At 57.4% G+C, this 15,956-nt stretch carries 9 protein-coding genes, 1 pseudogene and 1 riboswitch; of the genes and pseudogenes, 4 read left to right on the forward strand and 6 right to left on the reverse strand.

Going from position 1 to position 15,956, the window contains the following annotated elements:
- Nucleotides 1-262: 262 nt before the first annotated feature.
- Both Q363_RS15675 and Q363_RS15680 read left to right on the forward strand, forming a co-directional pair.
- Entirely contained in the window at nucleotides 263-1,549 is a 1,287-nt protein-coding gene (locus tag Q363_RS15675) for a phthiocerol/phthiodiolone dimycocerosyl transferase family protein (protein ID WP_035351906.1), read from the forward strand.
- 220 nt (nucleotides 1,550-1,769) lie between these two features.
- A complete protein-coding gene (locus Q363_RS15680; RefSeq protein ID WP_035351908.1) occupies nucleotides 1,770-2,006 on the forward strand; it encodes an IS66 family transposase in 237 nt (78 codons plus the stop codon).
- A gap of 225 nt (nucleotides 2,007-2,231) precedes the next feature.
- Here Q363_RS15680 and Q363_RS15685 read toward each other — a convergent pair whose 3' ends face one another.
- Nucleotides 2,232-5,840, reverse strand: coding sequence for a carboxypeptidase-like regulatory domain-containing protein (locus tag Q363_RS15685; RefSeq protein WP_425387685.1), 3,609 nt, complete (start codon nucleotides 5,838-5,840; stop codon nucleotides 2,232-2,234).
- Nucleotides 5,833-6,032: riboswitch (cobalamin riboswitch) on the reverse strand. It overlaps the preceding gene by 8 nt.
- Nucleotides 6,033-6,295: 263 nt before the next feature.
- On the opposite strand from Q363_RS15685, the gene Q363_RS45485 reads away from it, so the two are divergent.
- Complete coding sequence (locus Q363_RS45485; RefSeq protein ID WP_281176004.1) at nucleotides 6,296-6,418, forward strand: hypothetical protein; 123 nt, start codon at nucleotides 6,296-6,298, stop codon at nucleotides 6,416-6,418.
- 388 nt (nucleotides 6,419-6,806) lie between these two features.
- Here Q363_RS45485 and Q363_RS15695 read toward each other — a convergent pair whose 3' ends face one another.
- The 3 genes and pseudogenes from Q363_RS15695 to Q363_RS46280 form a co-directional block, all read right to left on the reverse strand.
- Nucleotides 6,807-7,166 carry a hypothetical protein gene (locus Q363_RS15695; RefSeq protein ID WP_035351914.1) on the reverse strand — a complete coding sequence of 120 codons (360 nt, stop codon included), beginning with the start codon at nucleotides 7,164-7,166 and terminating at the stop codon, nucleotides 6,807-6,809.
- An 87-nt stretch (nucleotides 7,167-7,253) separates the two neighbouring features.
- Nucleotides 7,254-9,800 carry a YVTN family beta-propeller repeat protein gene (locus Q363_RS15700; RefSeq protein ID WP_035351916.1) on the reverse strand — a complete coding sequence of 849 codons (2,547 nt, stop codon included), beginning with the start codon at nucleotides 9,798-9,800 and terminating at the stop codon, nucleotides 7,254-7,256.
- Nucleotides 9,801-10,773: 973 nt separating this feature from the next.
- Nucleotides 10,774-11,247: pseudogene (locus Q363_RS46280) on the reverse strand (ATP-dependent DNA ligase); the annotation flags it as partial.
- 219 nt (nucleotides 11,248-11,466) lie between these two features.
- Here Q363_RS46280 and Q363_RS15705 point away from each other — a divergent pair.
- Nucleotides 11,467-11,922, forward strand: coding sequence for a cupin domain-containing protein (locus tag Q363_RS15705; RefSeq protein ID WP_035351965.1), 456 nt, complete (start codon nucleotides 11,467-11,469; stop codon nucleotides 11,920-11,922).
- Between the two features lie 369 nt (nucleotides 11,923-12,291).
- Here Q363_RS15705 and Q363_RS15710 read toward each other — a convergent pair whose 3' ends face one another.
- Nucleotides 12,292-13,302 (reverse strand): zinc-dependent alcohol dehydrogenase family protein, encoded by a 1,011-nt coding sequence (locus tag Q363_RS15710; protein WP_035351918.1) that lies wholly within the window; start codon nucleotides 13,300-13,302, stop codon nucleotides 12,292-12,294.
- A gap of 79 nt (nucleotides 13,303-13,381) precedes the next feature.
- Entirely contained in the window at nucleotides 13,382-15,739 is a 2,358-nt protein-coding gene (gene metG / locus Q363_RS15715) for a methionine--tRNA ligase subunit beta (protein ID WP_035351921.1), read from the reverse strand.
- Nucleotides 15,740-15,956: the final 217 nt, after the last annotated feature.

The raw sequence follows: 15,956 nt of genomic DNA on the forward strand, positions 1-15,956 counted from the left end.
TGGCCGCGCCTCTGAATAGTGTTTGTTCTTGAATGGACGTGCAGAAGTGTCGACAAACTGACATCCGCTATCTCTGTCGAGGAGTTATGCCAGGGGCGCTCTCAACACTGGGGCCCCGTTTCGCGTTCATCCTCGATCTGGCATTCAGATAACCACAAGGCCTTGTTCCAAGCGGGGGTGGCACCCTCGCGCTGGGCGGAATTGTGATGACGCACTTTGGCGCGTGACGCGACATTTCCGTTTATTACCTCAGAGGAAAATCATGAGAGCAACCGTCAACGAACAAAAAATTCTCCCATCGGCAGGTAGCTTTGTGCGCTACTTGGGAGGATTTGAACATCTGCATTGGCTGTTCAGCCAGAGCGGACCTCGCGCCTTCGCACATGCCATGGAGGTGACGGGCACAACGACGGTGAAGCAATGGCGTGCCGCACTCGATGCATTGCAGCTAAGCCAGCCATTTTTCTCCGTCCTAATCGACGTAGACGATGACAATAGGCCCTACTTTCGTCGAGTTAATGGCTCACCCATCCCAATGCGAGTGCTTGACGGTAATTTTGCTGCGAGTTGGGAAGACGAGATGGGCAAGGAAGTGTCCATGATGATCTCGGCGGATCACGCCCCCCTTCTTCGGACAGTTCTCATCCACGAAGCGGAGCGTTCGATCTTCATCATCACAGCTCATCACTCGATCAGTGACGGAGTTTCCATGGCGGCAGCTCTTTGCGAGCTAGTGCGGGCTTTGTCTGGTGAACGATTAGGGCGGCGTCCTATGCTGCCGAGTCCGGAGCACCTACTCGGCGCCGTATCCAAAACCTCTACAGTCCAAGACCAAACTGAGCGCGCTGTAGCTAAAGGAAACGACCGGACCAGCTTTGCGCGAAGCTACATAAAACCGTTTACGGTCGAGAGCTTACGCCTCGACGAAGCACTGACCAGCAGCATTCGGAGGCGTGCCCGTGCGGAGGAGACTACCCTACATGGTGCTCTTTGCGCGGCCGTGATTCGTGCTTCCAGAACGACATCGTCTGCCTGGAGGCAAGAGACGATTCGACTTCTCTCTCCCATTAGCGGCCGGAATCAGTGCGAGATAGATGACACATCTTCGATGTGTATTGGTGCCGCGATCATCCCGGTCACTCCCGGGCAGGAGCTCGATCTTTGGAGCTTGGCGCGACGTATCAAGTCAGAACACGCGGGGCCCCGTTCCCGGTCAGGTCTCACCCTTGCGCTCCAGATGATCAGTGATGCCGTATCGGAGGTATCAGACGTCAATGGCGCTTTAGATTTTATCGAACCTGTATTTGCATACCAGGTTGCCGTTTCGAATGTAGGAGAGTTCCTGCCTCCCGGCAAGGCGTCTGCAGTTCGCATTACTTCCATGTGGGGACCATCGAACTTGCTCGGGTTCGAAGGGGAACAGCTAGTAGGCGCAATCACTATCAATGAGTGCCTCCACTTGTTGCACACAGCATACTCACCCCTCCCACACCTCCTGGAGGGAGTAAGGACTACACTTATCGCCATGTGTGATGAGCAGCCGACGTAAAGAGGTGTGAACTCTAGGCTGGCCAGCAGCCTGATGTAAGTTGCCGGCGTGCCCCACATCCGGGCAAAGACTGTCACCAACGCCGCATTGCTTATTGATCACGTGACCTGCGATGACTCGCCACCGCGGACTCCCATTATTGGCGTTTCGCGAACTGCCACCAAAAGTGACGGGATGGAGTTGCCGATCAAAATGAATTGCCGAGGCTTGGAAGGAGCAGTTGCTGCCCAAGCATCCCATGGCCGAGGCGCTGAACTATGCCCTCGCCCAGTGGGCGGAGTTGAACGTCTTCTATTCCGATGGAACGGTGCCGATCGACAACAACGTAAGGGAACGCGAGATGAAACGCGTAGTGCTGAACCGAAAGAACTGGTTGTGCGTCGGCAATGCGCGCGGTGGCCTGCAGCTGCCGTCCGTCATGACGTGGACCCGTAGCTCTACCTCACCCAGTTGTTGATCAACGTGCCCGAGGCGCGCATGAACGAACTTTCGGCTTGGCTGCCGGATCAATGGAAGGAACTTCAGGCCACAAGGATCGCTAACCTCCAATGCTCCGCCCCGCCTGCTGCCTAGGCATATGGTTCACGTGGCGCTCACCGTCTCTCCTCACATTCTGGACGAGTTAGAAGATGCTATTGCGGCATTTGGGCGTCAACCGGCCCCCAAGAAATTACAGTCTCCTCTAAAACGAAAATTTTGCTGCGAGTTGCACGCGACGAGGAGCAGCGGCGCTTTCGATCTGTCCAAAACTGGGATCTTCTCTCTGTCCGTCTACTGCTGCGGGGCCATAAAACTGAGCATGATTAAAGACGTTGAATGCTTCCATACGGAACTCCAGCGATTTTGTATCGGCCAGGCGTAATCCCTTCTGAAGGGTCATGTCGAAGTTCTCGATCCCTGGACCATAGAAGATTCGGCGTTTGGCGTTGCCAAGCTGTCCAAGGTTTTCTTCCGGAAACAGCGCTGTATTGAAAGCCGGAAGACCTTTGCGGGCGTGGGTATTGATTTTGAGCGAACCCGGAAGATATTGCGGCGTATCGAGCAGGTAGTTATTGGCTCCATTGCCCAGAGTGCCTAGTAGCGAGTTGTCGGTGTTGTCGAACAGCGTTACAGGAAAGCCGGTGGTGAAGCGGGCTGTGCCGGAGAGACTCCATTGCGCTGTAAGGCGATTGCTTTTAGGCAATAGCTCGGCAACCGGAAGCGCCACGGTATAGCTCCCGACGAAGGCGTGTTTCATATCCCATGCAGAGATGGCCCGGCTCTGGCGGGGGTCGATTGGGTTCAGTTGTTCTCCGAGATTTGATCCCTGATCGATCGACTTCGCATACGTGTAGCTCAACAGGAACTGCGATCCATGATGCTGATAACGAAGAGTGGTTTCCAGGGCGTTATAGTTCGAGTTGGCGATGGAGCTATCGGAGGTATTCTCTCCGTAGTTCGGCCCTTGACCGACGCGGGTTCCCTGGATCGTTTGCCCGGCGCTATTCGTATAAGGCGAGTCCTCGCCGAAGGGGCCACAGCCGGGGAGACTAAGGCAGAGGACCGGGTCGCCTGGATTAGCCGAAACGAGGGCAAGGATGCGATGCCCCTGATTTCCGACGTAGCTTACGGTCAACAAGGTATCTCTCGTAATTTGCCGTTGGATCGAAAGCATATAGTTGCCGGTGTAGGCGGCACGATTGTTGTGGTTGAAGAACGGGTCTGCCGCAAGGGGAAGAAAGTTGGCCCAGTTGACCGTTGTATCCGGGTTGGAGGAGGAGACGCTGTGTGACGGAAAGGGAAATGGAAACCGCTGCCCGTTGTTGACTCCCGTTGCGGCCGTAATGAACGGTTGTGCCAGTAATGGGGGACCAGGGCTGAGATAATTGAAACCAAACGGAGGAACCGCATACATGATGCCTGCCGACAGGCCCTGAAAGGCTGTGTAGAAGAGGCCATAGCTGGCTCGAATGCTGCTTTGTCCGTTGCTTCCAAAGATTTTGCTCCAGAGTCCTTGTTCGAAGCGTGGCGAATAAGCAAGTCCGATTCTCGGGGCAAAGTTCTTATAGTCGATGGGGGCTTGTGTCTTTGGGACGCCGGGATCACCAGCAACTACGAGTCCTGGGGGCGCTCCGGGGTAGAGCGTGGACTGTGCTCCGGGTATAGAGGTTTGAATTTGATTGAATTTTTCCCACCATGGCGCAATGACATCCCAACGTAGACCAACATTGATTGTCAGGTCAGTTCGCGCCCGCCAGCTGTCCTGCGCATACAGGCCGAAATATCGATTCCGAAGATAGAACGGTTGGCCGGAGGACTGTGTGTAATTGCTAGGAGTTCCCAACAGAAAGTCAGCATATGGATTACCTGTTTCAGTGCCGTTGATGTTGAATGTTCCGTTGAAGGTGGCGTTCGGATGAATATTCACCTGATCTGCATGGAACTGGCCGCCAACCTTCAGCATGTGGAGCCCCATCGCTTTGGAGATTCCATCACTGACGTACCAGGTGTTATTTATCTGTGTCAGATTAGTGATTGGCACTCCCATGACAAAAGTCGGGAAGGTGATGTTCTCAACACCCCCGAACTGCGGCGCTTGCACGAAGATGCCACCGTCGGCGGCTGGCGCAAAGCCTTGCGAGGCCACGGTGACTCCGAGACCGCCCTTCGGCTGACCGATGATATTTGCATTGCGGAGATAGCCGACATGAAATTCATTGACCGTATTTGCGCCAAGGACCTTCGTATCTCCAAGACAGAAGAGTTGCGCTCGCCCGATCGTCAGTGCGTCGAAGCCGGGAATGCTCGCCCCGGCCACAGATCCAGGATAGGGATTGTCCAGCCGGTAGTCGTCTAAGAAGTAATAGGCGGACAATTGGCCGAACCGGCTATTTAGATCGATGCGTACTGATCCCTTATCATCTCGAACCGTCTGCGAGAATGCTGACGTCGAAAACTGACTCGAACCGGTATTGGGAGAGGGGATGTATTGCAGCAGTTTTTTTGCGGGTGCGGACCATGCGCTTTGCGGGATAACCCCATTCGGAAAGACAGCGGAGTATGCTTCTCCCGCAGTGACTGTATAGCCAAGTTCCTGCGTCAGCAGAGACGCCAGATAGGGACCGCTTACGTTCCCTGTGAGCATGCTCGACTGCGTGATGGGATCGAGAAAATTGCCGTTGCGCTGCGCGACACTGGGGACAGAGATGTTCCCCGTCGAAACACCTTGAGTCGTGCGCGTCCCCTGATAGTCGGTGAAGAAGAATAGCTTATCCTGCTTGATCGGCCCGCCAATGGCTCCGCCGAACTGATTCTGATTAAAGGCCGAGCGGGTAGGATCGAAATATCCTCTCGCATCCAAATGCGTGTTGCGAAAGAACTCGAACGCTCTGCCGTGAAATTGACCGGTTCCCGACTTGCTGATCACCGTGACGATTCCGCCGTTGTAGTTGCCATACTCGGGATCGAAATTCGTCGTTAGGACGCGGAACTGCTCGATCGAATCCAGGTCCGGAATAATCGAAGTGCCGCCGTTCATGTGCTCCTGCACATCGATTCCATTCACCAGAAACCCGTTGGCTGACTCGCGTTGACCGTTGATGGAGAGATTGCCAGGATTCAGGTCTCCTGATGGATCAATGCTGCCGGTCACACCCGCCATGATGACGGAGCTGGGCATAAGGGTCGAGATTGGAGCCACTCCCGGTTGAATCGCCAGCAGGTCGGTATAGCTGCGCCCATTCAGTGGAAGCGCCGTCATCTGCCTGCCCGAGACAACTTCTCCGAGGTTCGTCGCAGCAGTTTCGACCTGTACTCCATTCTCGCTCGTGACCGTCACGGTATCCGATTGTGAGCCGATGACGAGCCTGAAATCCACTCGAATGGACGAAGCCGTGTCCACTGTCAAGTTTGTCGTCCGCTGTGGAGCAAAGCCGTTGGCTTCAATGATGAGATCGTAGCGGCCAACCGGAAGATTTGGGAAGGAGTAGAGTCCTTGCTTGTCGGAGACCGTTTGATACGTCCTCTGCTGAGCAGTATTGACAAGCTTCAGCATGGCTCCTGGAACTACAGCAGCACTTTGGTCCGTAGCCATGCCAGAGATGCTGCCCCCTGTCGCCGCCCAGGAGGATACTGAAGCCAGCAGGAGAAATACGATTGCCAGAAGAGAGAGGTTCGATCTAGTGACAGTATCTGGAGAAATCGAAGTCGGTCGGAACAAATGCGCCTCACAATCCTGAAATAACGGGAAAGAGGCACAAAAGCTCAAGGACTGAGCAATCGCTTCCCGTTTCCACGCGGAGAAGTGTCTCAACTCATCCTGGGTAGGTCTCCTGATTTACAGGCGGAGCTTCTATTTGCAAGCGCCTGACTTTCCGCCTTCCCCGGTCTAAGACCGAGTGGCTAGTGGAAAGTCCTTTTTCCTGATCACAGTGGCGGGACCATGCCGGACTCTCACCGGCTTCCCTTTTACGCCCTCGCGGGCACCCAAGATGGTATTACTCTACCGCAAGTTATCAGATTGCCGAAATGGAGATGTCAGGATGGCGTCATTTTCGTTCGTATATCCGTCGTTCAGGCTTGCTCAGTTTTTTCTTCGAAATTCCTTAATGGACAAGCACTCAAACGCATTGCCCAAGGCCCTGCCGTTGAACCGTAGATCTCTCAAAGACAGAGGCGCGATATCTATGCGCCAGGATGACTGGGCCGGAGCGTCCAAGGCGTGAACGATAGTACTTCGGATCGCGGCTGGAGTGTCACGGCCATTATATGGCCGTCATCGCGGCGTTCATCCATCGAACGCCCTACACGGTCGAGCAGGTCCAGAATAGACTCGCCGCCATGTGGCGCGGCGACCGGATCGGTCAGACTTCACGCCTGCTGAACCTGTAACCCTGCGGTTCACAGACCGCTCACGAATTATGCATACAGGCACTTCGGTGACCTTCTCGCCTCCAGGAAGAAGATTCTCGACTCCAATTTGTCTATGCAATTTACGGTCTTTCCTTGATTACAGATATGCCACGAATCTACCAAGTCCTTTCGAGAATTGACCGTGTCGCTTCGATCTTGTGATCAACGATAACGATCAACCCTCGAAAGGTCCGATCCAGAACTCTCTATTGCCGGAAATGCGGCGCGAAGTTCGCATTGCGATGTCGGTCGCATGAACGCAGAGCGGGCTTGGGCTAAGGGCGGTCCGCCGGAGGAGGTTTGTAATAGGATGCGCCGGTCGCCAGTTTCGAGGAAAACCGCGGTCGAGCTATCCACGACATAGAAATTAAGATTGAGCGCAGAGATAAACGAGTTTCCGTTTGTCTGCAGACCAGGGGAATGACATAGTGCCACGGCCATTGGAATTTAATGAATAGTTGCCGGTACCGAGATTAAGGTCTGAGGCTATGAAGCCGAAATTATTCGCGTCGTAGAGTCCAGTCATATTGTTACTGGTAGCGGTAAACTCGGAGATCCAATCCGACTCGCCGTTATTATTCACACCGGAAAGATTCAATCCATAGCCTTGCGACGAGGTTAACGACGTGGCGCTCTGCACATCGATGTTCGCTCCGGAGATTCCTGTGCTGTTGCCCGCGCCGTTGTCGATCTCGAGCTCGAAAGTAGATGACAGCAAAGAGAGCAACAGCAACCTCGTTTGGTCACTGTTGCTCTATGAATCGTGAGGCTTACGACGAAGGTTCTGACACACCTGCTGCTGGTGATTCTACTGTTACGGCGTGGCCATCGCCATGGGTCCACATAAGTTCCCAGGCGGAGTTCCCGCCGGGAATGGTTCAGTATCGCGATCGATTGACTTTAGAAAGCGAACCACTTCCTTCCGGTCGCTCGCGTTGGTCAGCGTGTCCACGCCGCCGCTACCGGCACTTCGATGGGCTACGTTCTCAAGTACCGCGTCGAGGGTCGGGGCCGCCCCGCTGTGAAGATAAGGTGCGCTGGCGAACACCGAGAGAAGTGACGGCACGTTAATGCCGAGCGCCCCACGGGCCTGGACGTTCGCCACATTGTTTGCCCGGATCTCATTGCTCACGCCATCCGTGAACAGTGCCGGGTCGAAGGTACCCACTCGGCAGAGGAATCTGACGAGTTGAGCGTCAACGATCTCTGTTGCCGCCGGTGGCGGAGTGAAATCGACGATGCTGGTCGTCCAGTCAGGACCGCCGTGGCAGTTCTGGCAACCCGCATTTCCGAAGAGATGACGACCCTCCCTAACGCCGTTGCTGCCTCGAGGAGAGATCGGGGCCCGTACTCCCAACGCTAAATATGTCGCGATGGCGTCCAGGTCCGCGTTCAGGCCTGCATTGGCTGTCGGACGAAGATCGGGAAGTTGAGCTAGTCCAGCCGCGCCCTCGGGAACGGCCATACCATTGGCGTCAACGCGGATTAAACCTCCACCACCGGAAACCGCCCTTATGTTACGTGTGAAGTCCTGCACCTCGTCACGAACAGCCGACCAGTTTAGCACCCGTTGATGCGATTCCGGGAGCTTGGGCTTACCATTTTCGATGACCACGTCTGCGAGCGTAAATGTACTTTGCATGGAGATCGATTGCCGCGGTCCATCCGGGAACATCCATGTAACGCTGTCGACCAGGCCGTTTACATGACAGCTATAGCAAGTGCCCCAGCCTGTGTCCGACAGGCGTCCGGCCGGTCGCACTGAGTTGGGCTGCTCTCCCACTGGCCCAATGGCGCTGTTAAAGAGCTGCTTTCCCCGCTGAACAATCGCGTCCGTAGTGCCAGTCGCCGGCAGGTCTGCCGACTGGATGCGCGCAATCGTCCTGTACAGAGTCGGATCGTCGCCCGAGATGTCAACCACAGCAACGTCTCGCGAGACGAAGTCCATTACATAAGCGCGGGTATCTTTGGAATCGATGACCAGACCCCGCGGGTTCATGCCGCCGATCACGTCCGCTGGGTCGGGCTGCTGAATTTCGTTCGGATCTTTCAGTTGAATCCGAACGATGTTCCCGGGGTCGCCCACACCGGACGGCGGGTTGATGGTCGGCTTGCCGTCACTACCGAGTGTGACGCGAAGGAGCCGATCGGTCGCACCCAGAGCAACGAATCCTTCAGCGACCGAGTGCTTGAAGTCCACAGCGAACGGGTTGGTGTTGAAGAGTTTCACGCCAACTGGCTCGAAGTTGACACCAACGTTCATGTTGAGCGTCGTCCCCGCCCCAAAAGCCTCAACATCTCGAGTAGTGTCGATTATCGAGAGACAGCTCTGGACGTTCACGTTGAAACGGAACGGACCGTTTGGCGACGAACACGTACCGGAGACGTACGCAAGGTTGCCTCGCACAATAATGGACTCCAGCAAATTGGGAAATGCCCCTGTTACGTTATCGAACACCGGTGGTGTGCTGAGCGGCTCGCGAGCCAGCGTATTTCCGTCTGACTTGAATGCGTCCCCCACATTCGGGAGCGGATTCAAAATCACGGTGTTGATCACATCGTTTGTATGCCCGTCGATCACGGTGACACGTCCGACGCGGCCATTATCTGCCCCCTCAGTCTGGGTCAGAGGGCGAGTCTCACCGGGCGCGGGCCGCTCGGAGAGCAACTGGGTTACGTAGATTTTCTTTCCATCAGCCGTAATTGCGATGCCGTGGGGCTTGGTTCCGACGCGCCTGATGGTCTTGATCACATAATCCCGTTCAGCGTCGATGATGGATACGCTGTCGGAGGACTGGTTGGCCACATAGAGTTTTTTCCCATCCGGAGTCAGCGCGCAGCCGAAAGGCTCAGCTCCGACCGGGATGGTGTCAACCACCTTTTTCTTCTTGGAATCGATGACCGAGACCGTGCCGCTTACCATGTTTGTTACGAAGACCTTGACATCATCGTCATCGTCATCGTTTTTCTTTGACTCATCGTTTTTCTTTGACTCATCGTCCCGCCCATTCTCTTTGATAGCCACGCACCAAGGTTCTTTCCCAACCGGGATCTCTGCAATTTTCTGATTCGCGTCTTTAGCTACGGAAAATACGGATACTGAGTTGTTGTCCGGGTTCACGCTCCAGACAAACTTGTTGTCAGCGGTGATCGCGATGGGGCTCGACCGCGTTGAAGACATCTGACCATGCTTTTGGTCATCTCGCGTGTCGTCACGTTCATCATGGTTGCTACTTTGCTGTTCCTGACTTTTGGCTAACACTGAGGCGTCGCCTGTCCGCGTGTAGGACACAACCAACAAGATGGCTGTGGCAGCGGAGGCGAGAAGTAGGACGTACGTCCATAGTCTGTGCCTGCTCATATAAAACTCCTTTATCGCGTGGGTCGAATTGTAGAAGGAGATTACTTTTGAGAGGGGCCCGCTTGACAATTGTGAAGCGCTCAAATTATATACGCATATCCAAATTATCCACGGTCCTTGCACTAGCCACGTTGGGCAGACGACTCATTTCCAGAATCTATGAACTCGGCTGCATCAAGCTGTTTTTGGTGGTTGGTGGCTACAATTCGTTTTATGGGGTGCATCAGAGAATAGAGGCTCCCAAGAAAACAGTTCCAAATGGCCGTAAAACCGGCTTCTCGTCTGGATTGTCGGTAAACCTTCTAGAACCGCCGAGCGGCTTAGCGGCTCGGTCCGATACCGATGCGATCATTGACTGCTGCACGAATCCGCTGCTTGCAGCCGAGGTAGCGCTCGGTCGTTTGCACCGATACGTGTCCCAAAATAAACTGAGTGAGCCCCGGTGCTCCCAGAGTGCGCCCGGGCTCGGTACCCCGAACGCTTAGTGTCGGAAGCGAGCCGCCTGGCTTCCGAATCACCGGCAAACCAGAAGTTGCCCATGAAAAGGGTCTCCAGTGCATTGGGCAAACGGGATTTGGCAATCGAGACCGCCTTGAATTAAATGGAAAGATTGGATTGCATCGGGGCGGTAGGATAATTGTTCATCGGGGAATGCCGCCAGTGGCAGCATAATGTTGTACTCAGTGGCAGCATTCCATTTCAACCAGCACTGCTGAGAGAGACGGCCGGAAGGTAAGCATCATTATCGAGTACATTGCGGTTCTCAAGAGGCCTCTTAGTTTTCCCGGACGACTTTCCTGAGCTCTTTGTCGTCTCGAAGCGCAACAAACTTCGTGTGACGAAGATGGTTTGCGTCTGTCCGTTCCAAAAAGTCTATGCGGGCTACGGGCCTCTGGTTTAAGTCACACGCATTCCTTCATCTTCTCCGCCGTTAGCCCCTATCCCCATCGCCCTGCGGCGATCTCGGGAAGATTCACGAAGGGGGAGCGTGAGGTCTGCAGGTGTTTGATTCTCTCGAACACCTCCCGCCTGGTTTCAGGGTGAAGCCTGCTCGAACGCGGGAGGCGTATATGAGATCCGTTCCGCGATAAAAACCCGCCACCAAGGAATCAAGACCAAGATTGCTTGAAAACGTAGCCCCCACAACGAACTCCTGGCCGAGGCTGATTCGGTGCTTGACCCATAGTCCTGATCGCTTCCCCGGCTGATACACGCTATCGGCGCGCTTCGCGACAATCCCTTCTAGGCCATGCTCGCGAACGAAGGCAAGCATCTCCGCTGCAGTTTTATCTGCGACGGCTGAAAGATCGACGTGTTCCGTGGGTTGAATGATGGAGCGCAGAATGTCTCTTCGTTCTGCGAGCGGAATTTGGGTAAGGTCGTGCCCCTTGTGAACAAGAACGTCGAATGCGTAATAGATGATGTGCGACTCGGCCGCGGATCCTTCGACTTCGCGGCTTTGCCGCTACGGTCAGGGATGACACCCTCGAAGAGAGTTCCCCCAGTTGGCGTTAGTGGCGCTTCGGGCGAACTGCTGAGATTCTTCGCTTCGCTCAGAATGACGGTTGAGTGAGAAGGGCTACCGCCTGGTGGAACGGAAACACGATCGTCGCATGGCAGCTTTTTGTGAAGCGAGAGGTCGGACCGGTGGAGTAGGATGGCGGGCATGAAAGATCTGAACCGTCGTGAACTTTGTGTAGCCCTTTCGGCGCTGGCGGCCGTTGGGGCTGGTGGGCCTCTGGCTGGGGCGCAGGCTAGGACGAACGATGTGCTGTCGGAGTCGAAGACGTGGACGTTCGATTCGCTTCCGGTGAAGAACAATGCCAACGGAGGGGCTTCGCGGGCAGTGGTGCAGGGCGTTCTGACTACGGGCGAGCCGGTGGAGGTGCATGAGACAACGCTGCCTCCGGGACAGATGCCGCATCCGCCGCACAAGCATCGGCACTCGGAGTTTCTGTTTATCCGGGAAGGCGATCTTGAGGTGGACAGCAATGGGACGAAGAGCCGCGTGGGCCCGGGTGGAGTGATCTTTAATGCTTCGAACGTGATGCATGGGCTGAAGAATGTCGGGACGACTCCGGCGAATTATTTTGTGATTGCGATCAGCCGCGCGGAGGGGTGAGGAGCGGCTTTCTGTTGGGAGAGGGCAGTGGTAGAGAAGCGGGTTTCTCCACTCCGCGGCTCAAGCCACTCCGGTCGAAAAATGACAACGTTTGTGGCGAGCGGTTCGCGTCTTTGCGCGGATGACCATCTTCGGTGATGAAGCCGCGCCGAAGATGGGTCGCCAGCTTTACGAAGTGGGTGGTGGCGCGAAAGACAAATACAGGGTCTCTCCACTTCGCAGCGGACGATAAGGCCGTCCGCTGCTTCGGTCGAGATGACTGTTTTCCCGTGATTAGTCGAGATGATGGTTCGGCCGATCGGTCGAGATTCATGTTTCGGCGATGCGTCGAGATTGAGGTGTTGGCGTGACGGTGAGGTGGCGGAGTCACTAGTCGCGGACGCGGATGACGATCTTGCCGAAGGCTCCGCGTTCGAGGTGGTCGAAGGCGGCGCGGGCGTCGTTGAAGGCGTAGACCGTGTCGATGACGGGGTGGAGTTTGAGCTCGTTGAACTTTTTGAGCATGCGTTCGAGGGCGCGGAGGGGGCCGACGGAGATTCCGCGGATGATGGCCTGTTTCTGGATGATGCCGAAGAGGGGGATGGTGGCGTCGAAGCCTTCGATGATGCCAATGATGGAGATCTGGCCCTGGGGGCGGATGGCCTTGATGGAGCGGGCGAGGTTGGGGCCGCCGACGACCTCGAGGATGTGATCGACGCCCTGTTTGTTGGTGAGGGCGAGGGCTTCGTCCTGCCATTCGGGGTGGGTCTTGTAGTTGATAGTGTCGGTGGCGCCGAGGAATTTTGCGCGCTGGAGCTTTTTGTCGCTGGATGAGGTGGCGATGACGGTAGCGCCGAGGGCGTGGGCGATCTGGAGGCCGAAGAGGGAGACTCCGCCGGTGCCCTGGACGAGGACGGTCTGGCCCGTGGTAAGGCCGCCCTTTTCGACGAGGGAGTACCAGGCGGTGAGGCCGGCGCAGGGAAGGGCGGCGGCTTCGTCGTTGGTGAGGTAGGAGGGGGCGAGGGCGATGGCGTTTTCGCTGAGGACGAGGTACTCGGCGAGGGCGCCGGGGATGATGTTGCCGAGGCTGTAGAGGGACTCCTTGGTGGTGGGAGGGCCGTCGATCCAGCGTGTGCAGTAGTTGGTGACGACGCGGTCGCCGACCTTGACGCGCGTGGTGTTGGGACCGAGGGCGACGACCTCGCCGACGGCGTCGGCGACCTGGGTGATGGGGAACTCGAGGTGCGGGTTGTAGTTGCCCTCGTAGAGGAGCTTGTCGCGGTAGTTGAGCGAGACGGAGGAGATGCGGACGAGGGCCTCGCCGGGGCCAGGGGTGGGGTCGGGGACTTCGTTGAGGGAGAGGTTTTCGCGGCCGAAGGCCCGGAGCTGCCATGCTTTCATCGCTTCCTCCTGTGGGGTGCCGGTTGCAGGTCGTCCATGAGAGTTTCGTCCGAACAACCTCTAAGCTGCAACTGCCGCCTTACCTGAGGCGGGAGCCGGGGGCGATGTCGTCCCCTTCGGCGAAGGTGGCGAGGATGGGCTTGCCGTTTTCGCCGTGGGAGGCGGCGAGGAGCATGCCGTGGGACTCGAGGCCGCGCATCTTGCGGGGGGCGAGATTGGCGATGACGATGATGCGGCGGCCGATGAGCTCTTCGGGGGTGTACCACTCGGCGATGCCGGAGAGGATCTGGCGGCGCTCGGTGCCGAGGTCGACCTCGAGGCGGAGGAGCTTGTCGGCTTTGGGGATGCGCTCGGCGACGAGGACCCTGGCGACTCGGAGGTCGACCTTGGCGAAGTCGTCGATGGCGATCTGCGGGGTGGCCGCGGCGGCATCTGCCGAGAAGACCCCGGAGGCGTGAGCTTCAGTGTGGGGCGCAGGCGGCTTGGAGAGCTCAGGGACGACGGCGGATGAGGCGCCGACCTGTGTGCCGGGGTTGTCGGACGGAAGGGCGCTGGTGCGCGGGGCTGCGCCGGGGTGGGTGGATTCATCCGGGGCAGCGGTGGTGTGATTGGCCTTCTCGTCGACTAGCCTTGAGGGCGTGGGAGTAGTGGTAGTGTTTTCGGCGTCGGTCATGACCTGGATGAGTTCCTTGGGGGCGCGGGGGAAGATGGGGCCGAGGGGGCCGAGCTTTGTGCCGGGGGTGAGGCCTCCCCATGTGAGGTTGTTGAACTCGCCGTTGCGCGCGGCGGCTTCGATGTCTCCGAGGCCTAGTTGCTCCCAGACCTGAGCGGTTGAGCAGGGGAGGATTGGGTAGAGCAGGACGGTGATGACGCGGATCGCTTCGGCTGTGGTGGAGAGGATAGCGCGGAGATCCTGTTTCGCTGCGGGGTCGTCGGACTTGGCGAGCTTCCACGGTGTGCCGAAGGAGAAGAAGCCGTCGACCTCGGTGATGTAGGCAGAGATGTTGGTGAGGATGCGAGTGAAGCGCAGAGCGGCGAAGTCGTCGGCGACGGCATCGATGAGAGCGATGGCGGAGCCTGCGAGCTTGTTTGCCATTTCGGCGAGAGCATCGCTGGCTGGTGTCGTGAGGCCAGGGTGTGCGCCTTCGTGGTTCTTCTCGATCATCGTCAGTGTACGGCTGACTAAGTTTCCGTAGCCGTTGGCTAGGTCGGAGTTGTAGCGCTGGACGAGGGCGTCGAAGGAGAAGGAGCCGTCCTGGCCGAAGGGTATCTCGCGAAGCAGGAAGTAGCGGAGGACGTCGGAGGCGAAGAGGTCCTGCTCGTGCTTCCAGCATTCGTCGCTGAGGGGCGCGCCGGGCCAGCCGATGGGCTTGGGCTTGAGTGAGCCGAAGGCGTCGAGGATGGTCTCGGTGCGGACGATGTTGCCGCGCGATTTGGACATCTTCGACTCTTCGAAGAGGAGCCAGCCGTGGGCTTGCACTTTCTTTGGCAGTGGAAGCCCGGCGGCGAGGAGGAAGGCGGGCCAGTAGACGCAGTGGAAGCGGATGATCTCCTTGCCGACGAGGTGGAGGTCGGCTGGCCAGAATTTTTTGAATTGCGCTTGTTGAGCGGGGTCTTCGCTGCCGTAGCCAACGGCGGTCATGTAGTTGGCGAGGGCGTCGAGCCAGACGTAGATGACGTGCTTCTTCTGCGTAGTCGAGGCGGCTGGCTCGGGGACGGGGATGCCCCAGTCGAAAGAACTGCGGGAGATGGAGAGATCTTTGAGGGCGCCGGGGACGTAGGGGGTACCTTTGGCGGAGAGCTTGGTCTCCGCGCCGTTGTTGAGATCGCCGCGGAGAAAGCTCAGGACTTCGTTGCGGCGGGCTTCGGGTTCGATGCGGAAGGCCTTGGGGTCGTCTTCGTCGGCTTCGATTCTATCGATGAGCTCGGCCTGGAAGGCGGAGAGGCGGAAGTAGAAGTTCTCTTCGGTGACGGTCTCGGTGGGTTTGCCGTCGGGGCCGATGGTGCCTGGGGGACCCTCGACGAACATCTCTTCGCCTACGGAGTACTGGCCGGTGTAGGTGTCGAGGTAGATGTGGCCGCGCTGGTAGAGCTCATTGAAGAGCTTCTGGACGCCGTGCACGTGGCGGGGTTCGGTGGTGCGGATGTAGTCGTTGTTGGTGATTCCCATGCGCTGCCAGAGATCGCGGAACTGCTGGGAGACCTCGTCGGTGAACTGCTGCGGGGTGATTCCGGCGGCCTGGGCGGAGCGCTGGACCTTCTGGCCGTGCTCGTCGGTTCCGGTGAGGAACCAGACGTTTTCGTTGCCGAGGAGCGTGCGCTGGCGGCGGGCGATGACGTCGGCCGCGATGGTGGTGTAGGCGTGGCCGATGTGGGGGCGCGCGTTGACATAGTAGATCGGGGTGGTGAGGTAGAACTTCTTCGCTGTGTCAGACATGGGGCGGTAAAGGCCAGTTTAGCAGGGTGGGGGGATCGCCTGTGGTAGAGAAGCGGGTTTCTCCGCTGCGCGGCTCAAGTCGCTCCGGTCGAAATGACAATTTGGGGAGATGTTGGGAGAGGACGGGTCGCGCTTCGCGCGGTTGCCCCGCTCATGCGATGCAGCTGCATGAATGCGGCACCCGGGCACTCGGCGCGAGAAAGGCAAAATGCGGGGG

The organism is Edaphobacter aggregans DSM 19364, from assembly GCF_000745965.1.
GTDB lineage: Bacteria > Acidobacteriota > Terriglobia > Terriglobales > Acidobacteriaceae > Edaphobacter > Edaphobacter aggregans.

What these genes read in the sequence shown, in the direction of transcription:
- Q363_RS15675 (WP_035351906.1), top strand. Translation starts at nt 263, where the DNA reads ATGAGAGCAACCGTCAACGAACAAAAAATTCTCCCATCGGCAGGTAGC.
- Q363_RS45485 (WP_281176004.1), top strand. Translation starts at nt 6,296, where the DNA reads ATGGCCGTCATCGCGGCGTTCATCCATCGAACGCCCTACACGGTCGAG.
- Q363_RS15700 (WP_035351916.1), bottom strand. Translation starts at nt 9,800, where the DNA reads ATGAGCAGGCACAGACTATGGACGTACGTCCTACTTCTCGCCTCCGCT.
- Q363_RS15705 (WP_035351965.1), top strand. Translation starts at nt 11,467, where the DNA reads ATGAAAGATCTGAACCGTCGTGAACTTTGTGTAGCCCTTTCGGCGCTG.
- Q363_RS15710 (WP_035351918.1), bottom strand. Translation starts at nt 13,302, where the DNA reads ATGAAAGCATGGCAGCTCCGGGCCTTCGGCCGCGAAAACCTCTCCCTC.
- metG (WP_035351921.1), bottom strand. Translation starts at nt 15,739, where the DNA reads ATGTCTGACACAGCGAAGAAGTTCTACCTCACCACCCCGATCTACTAT.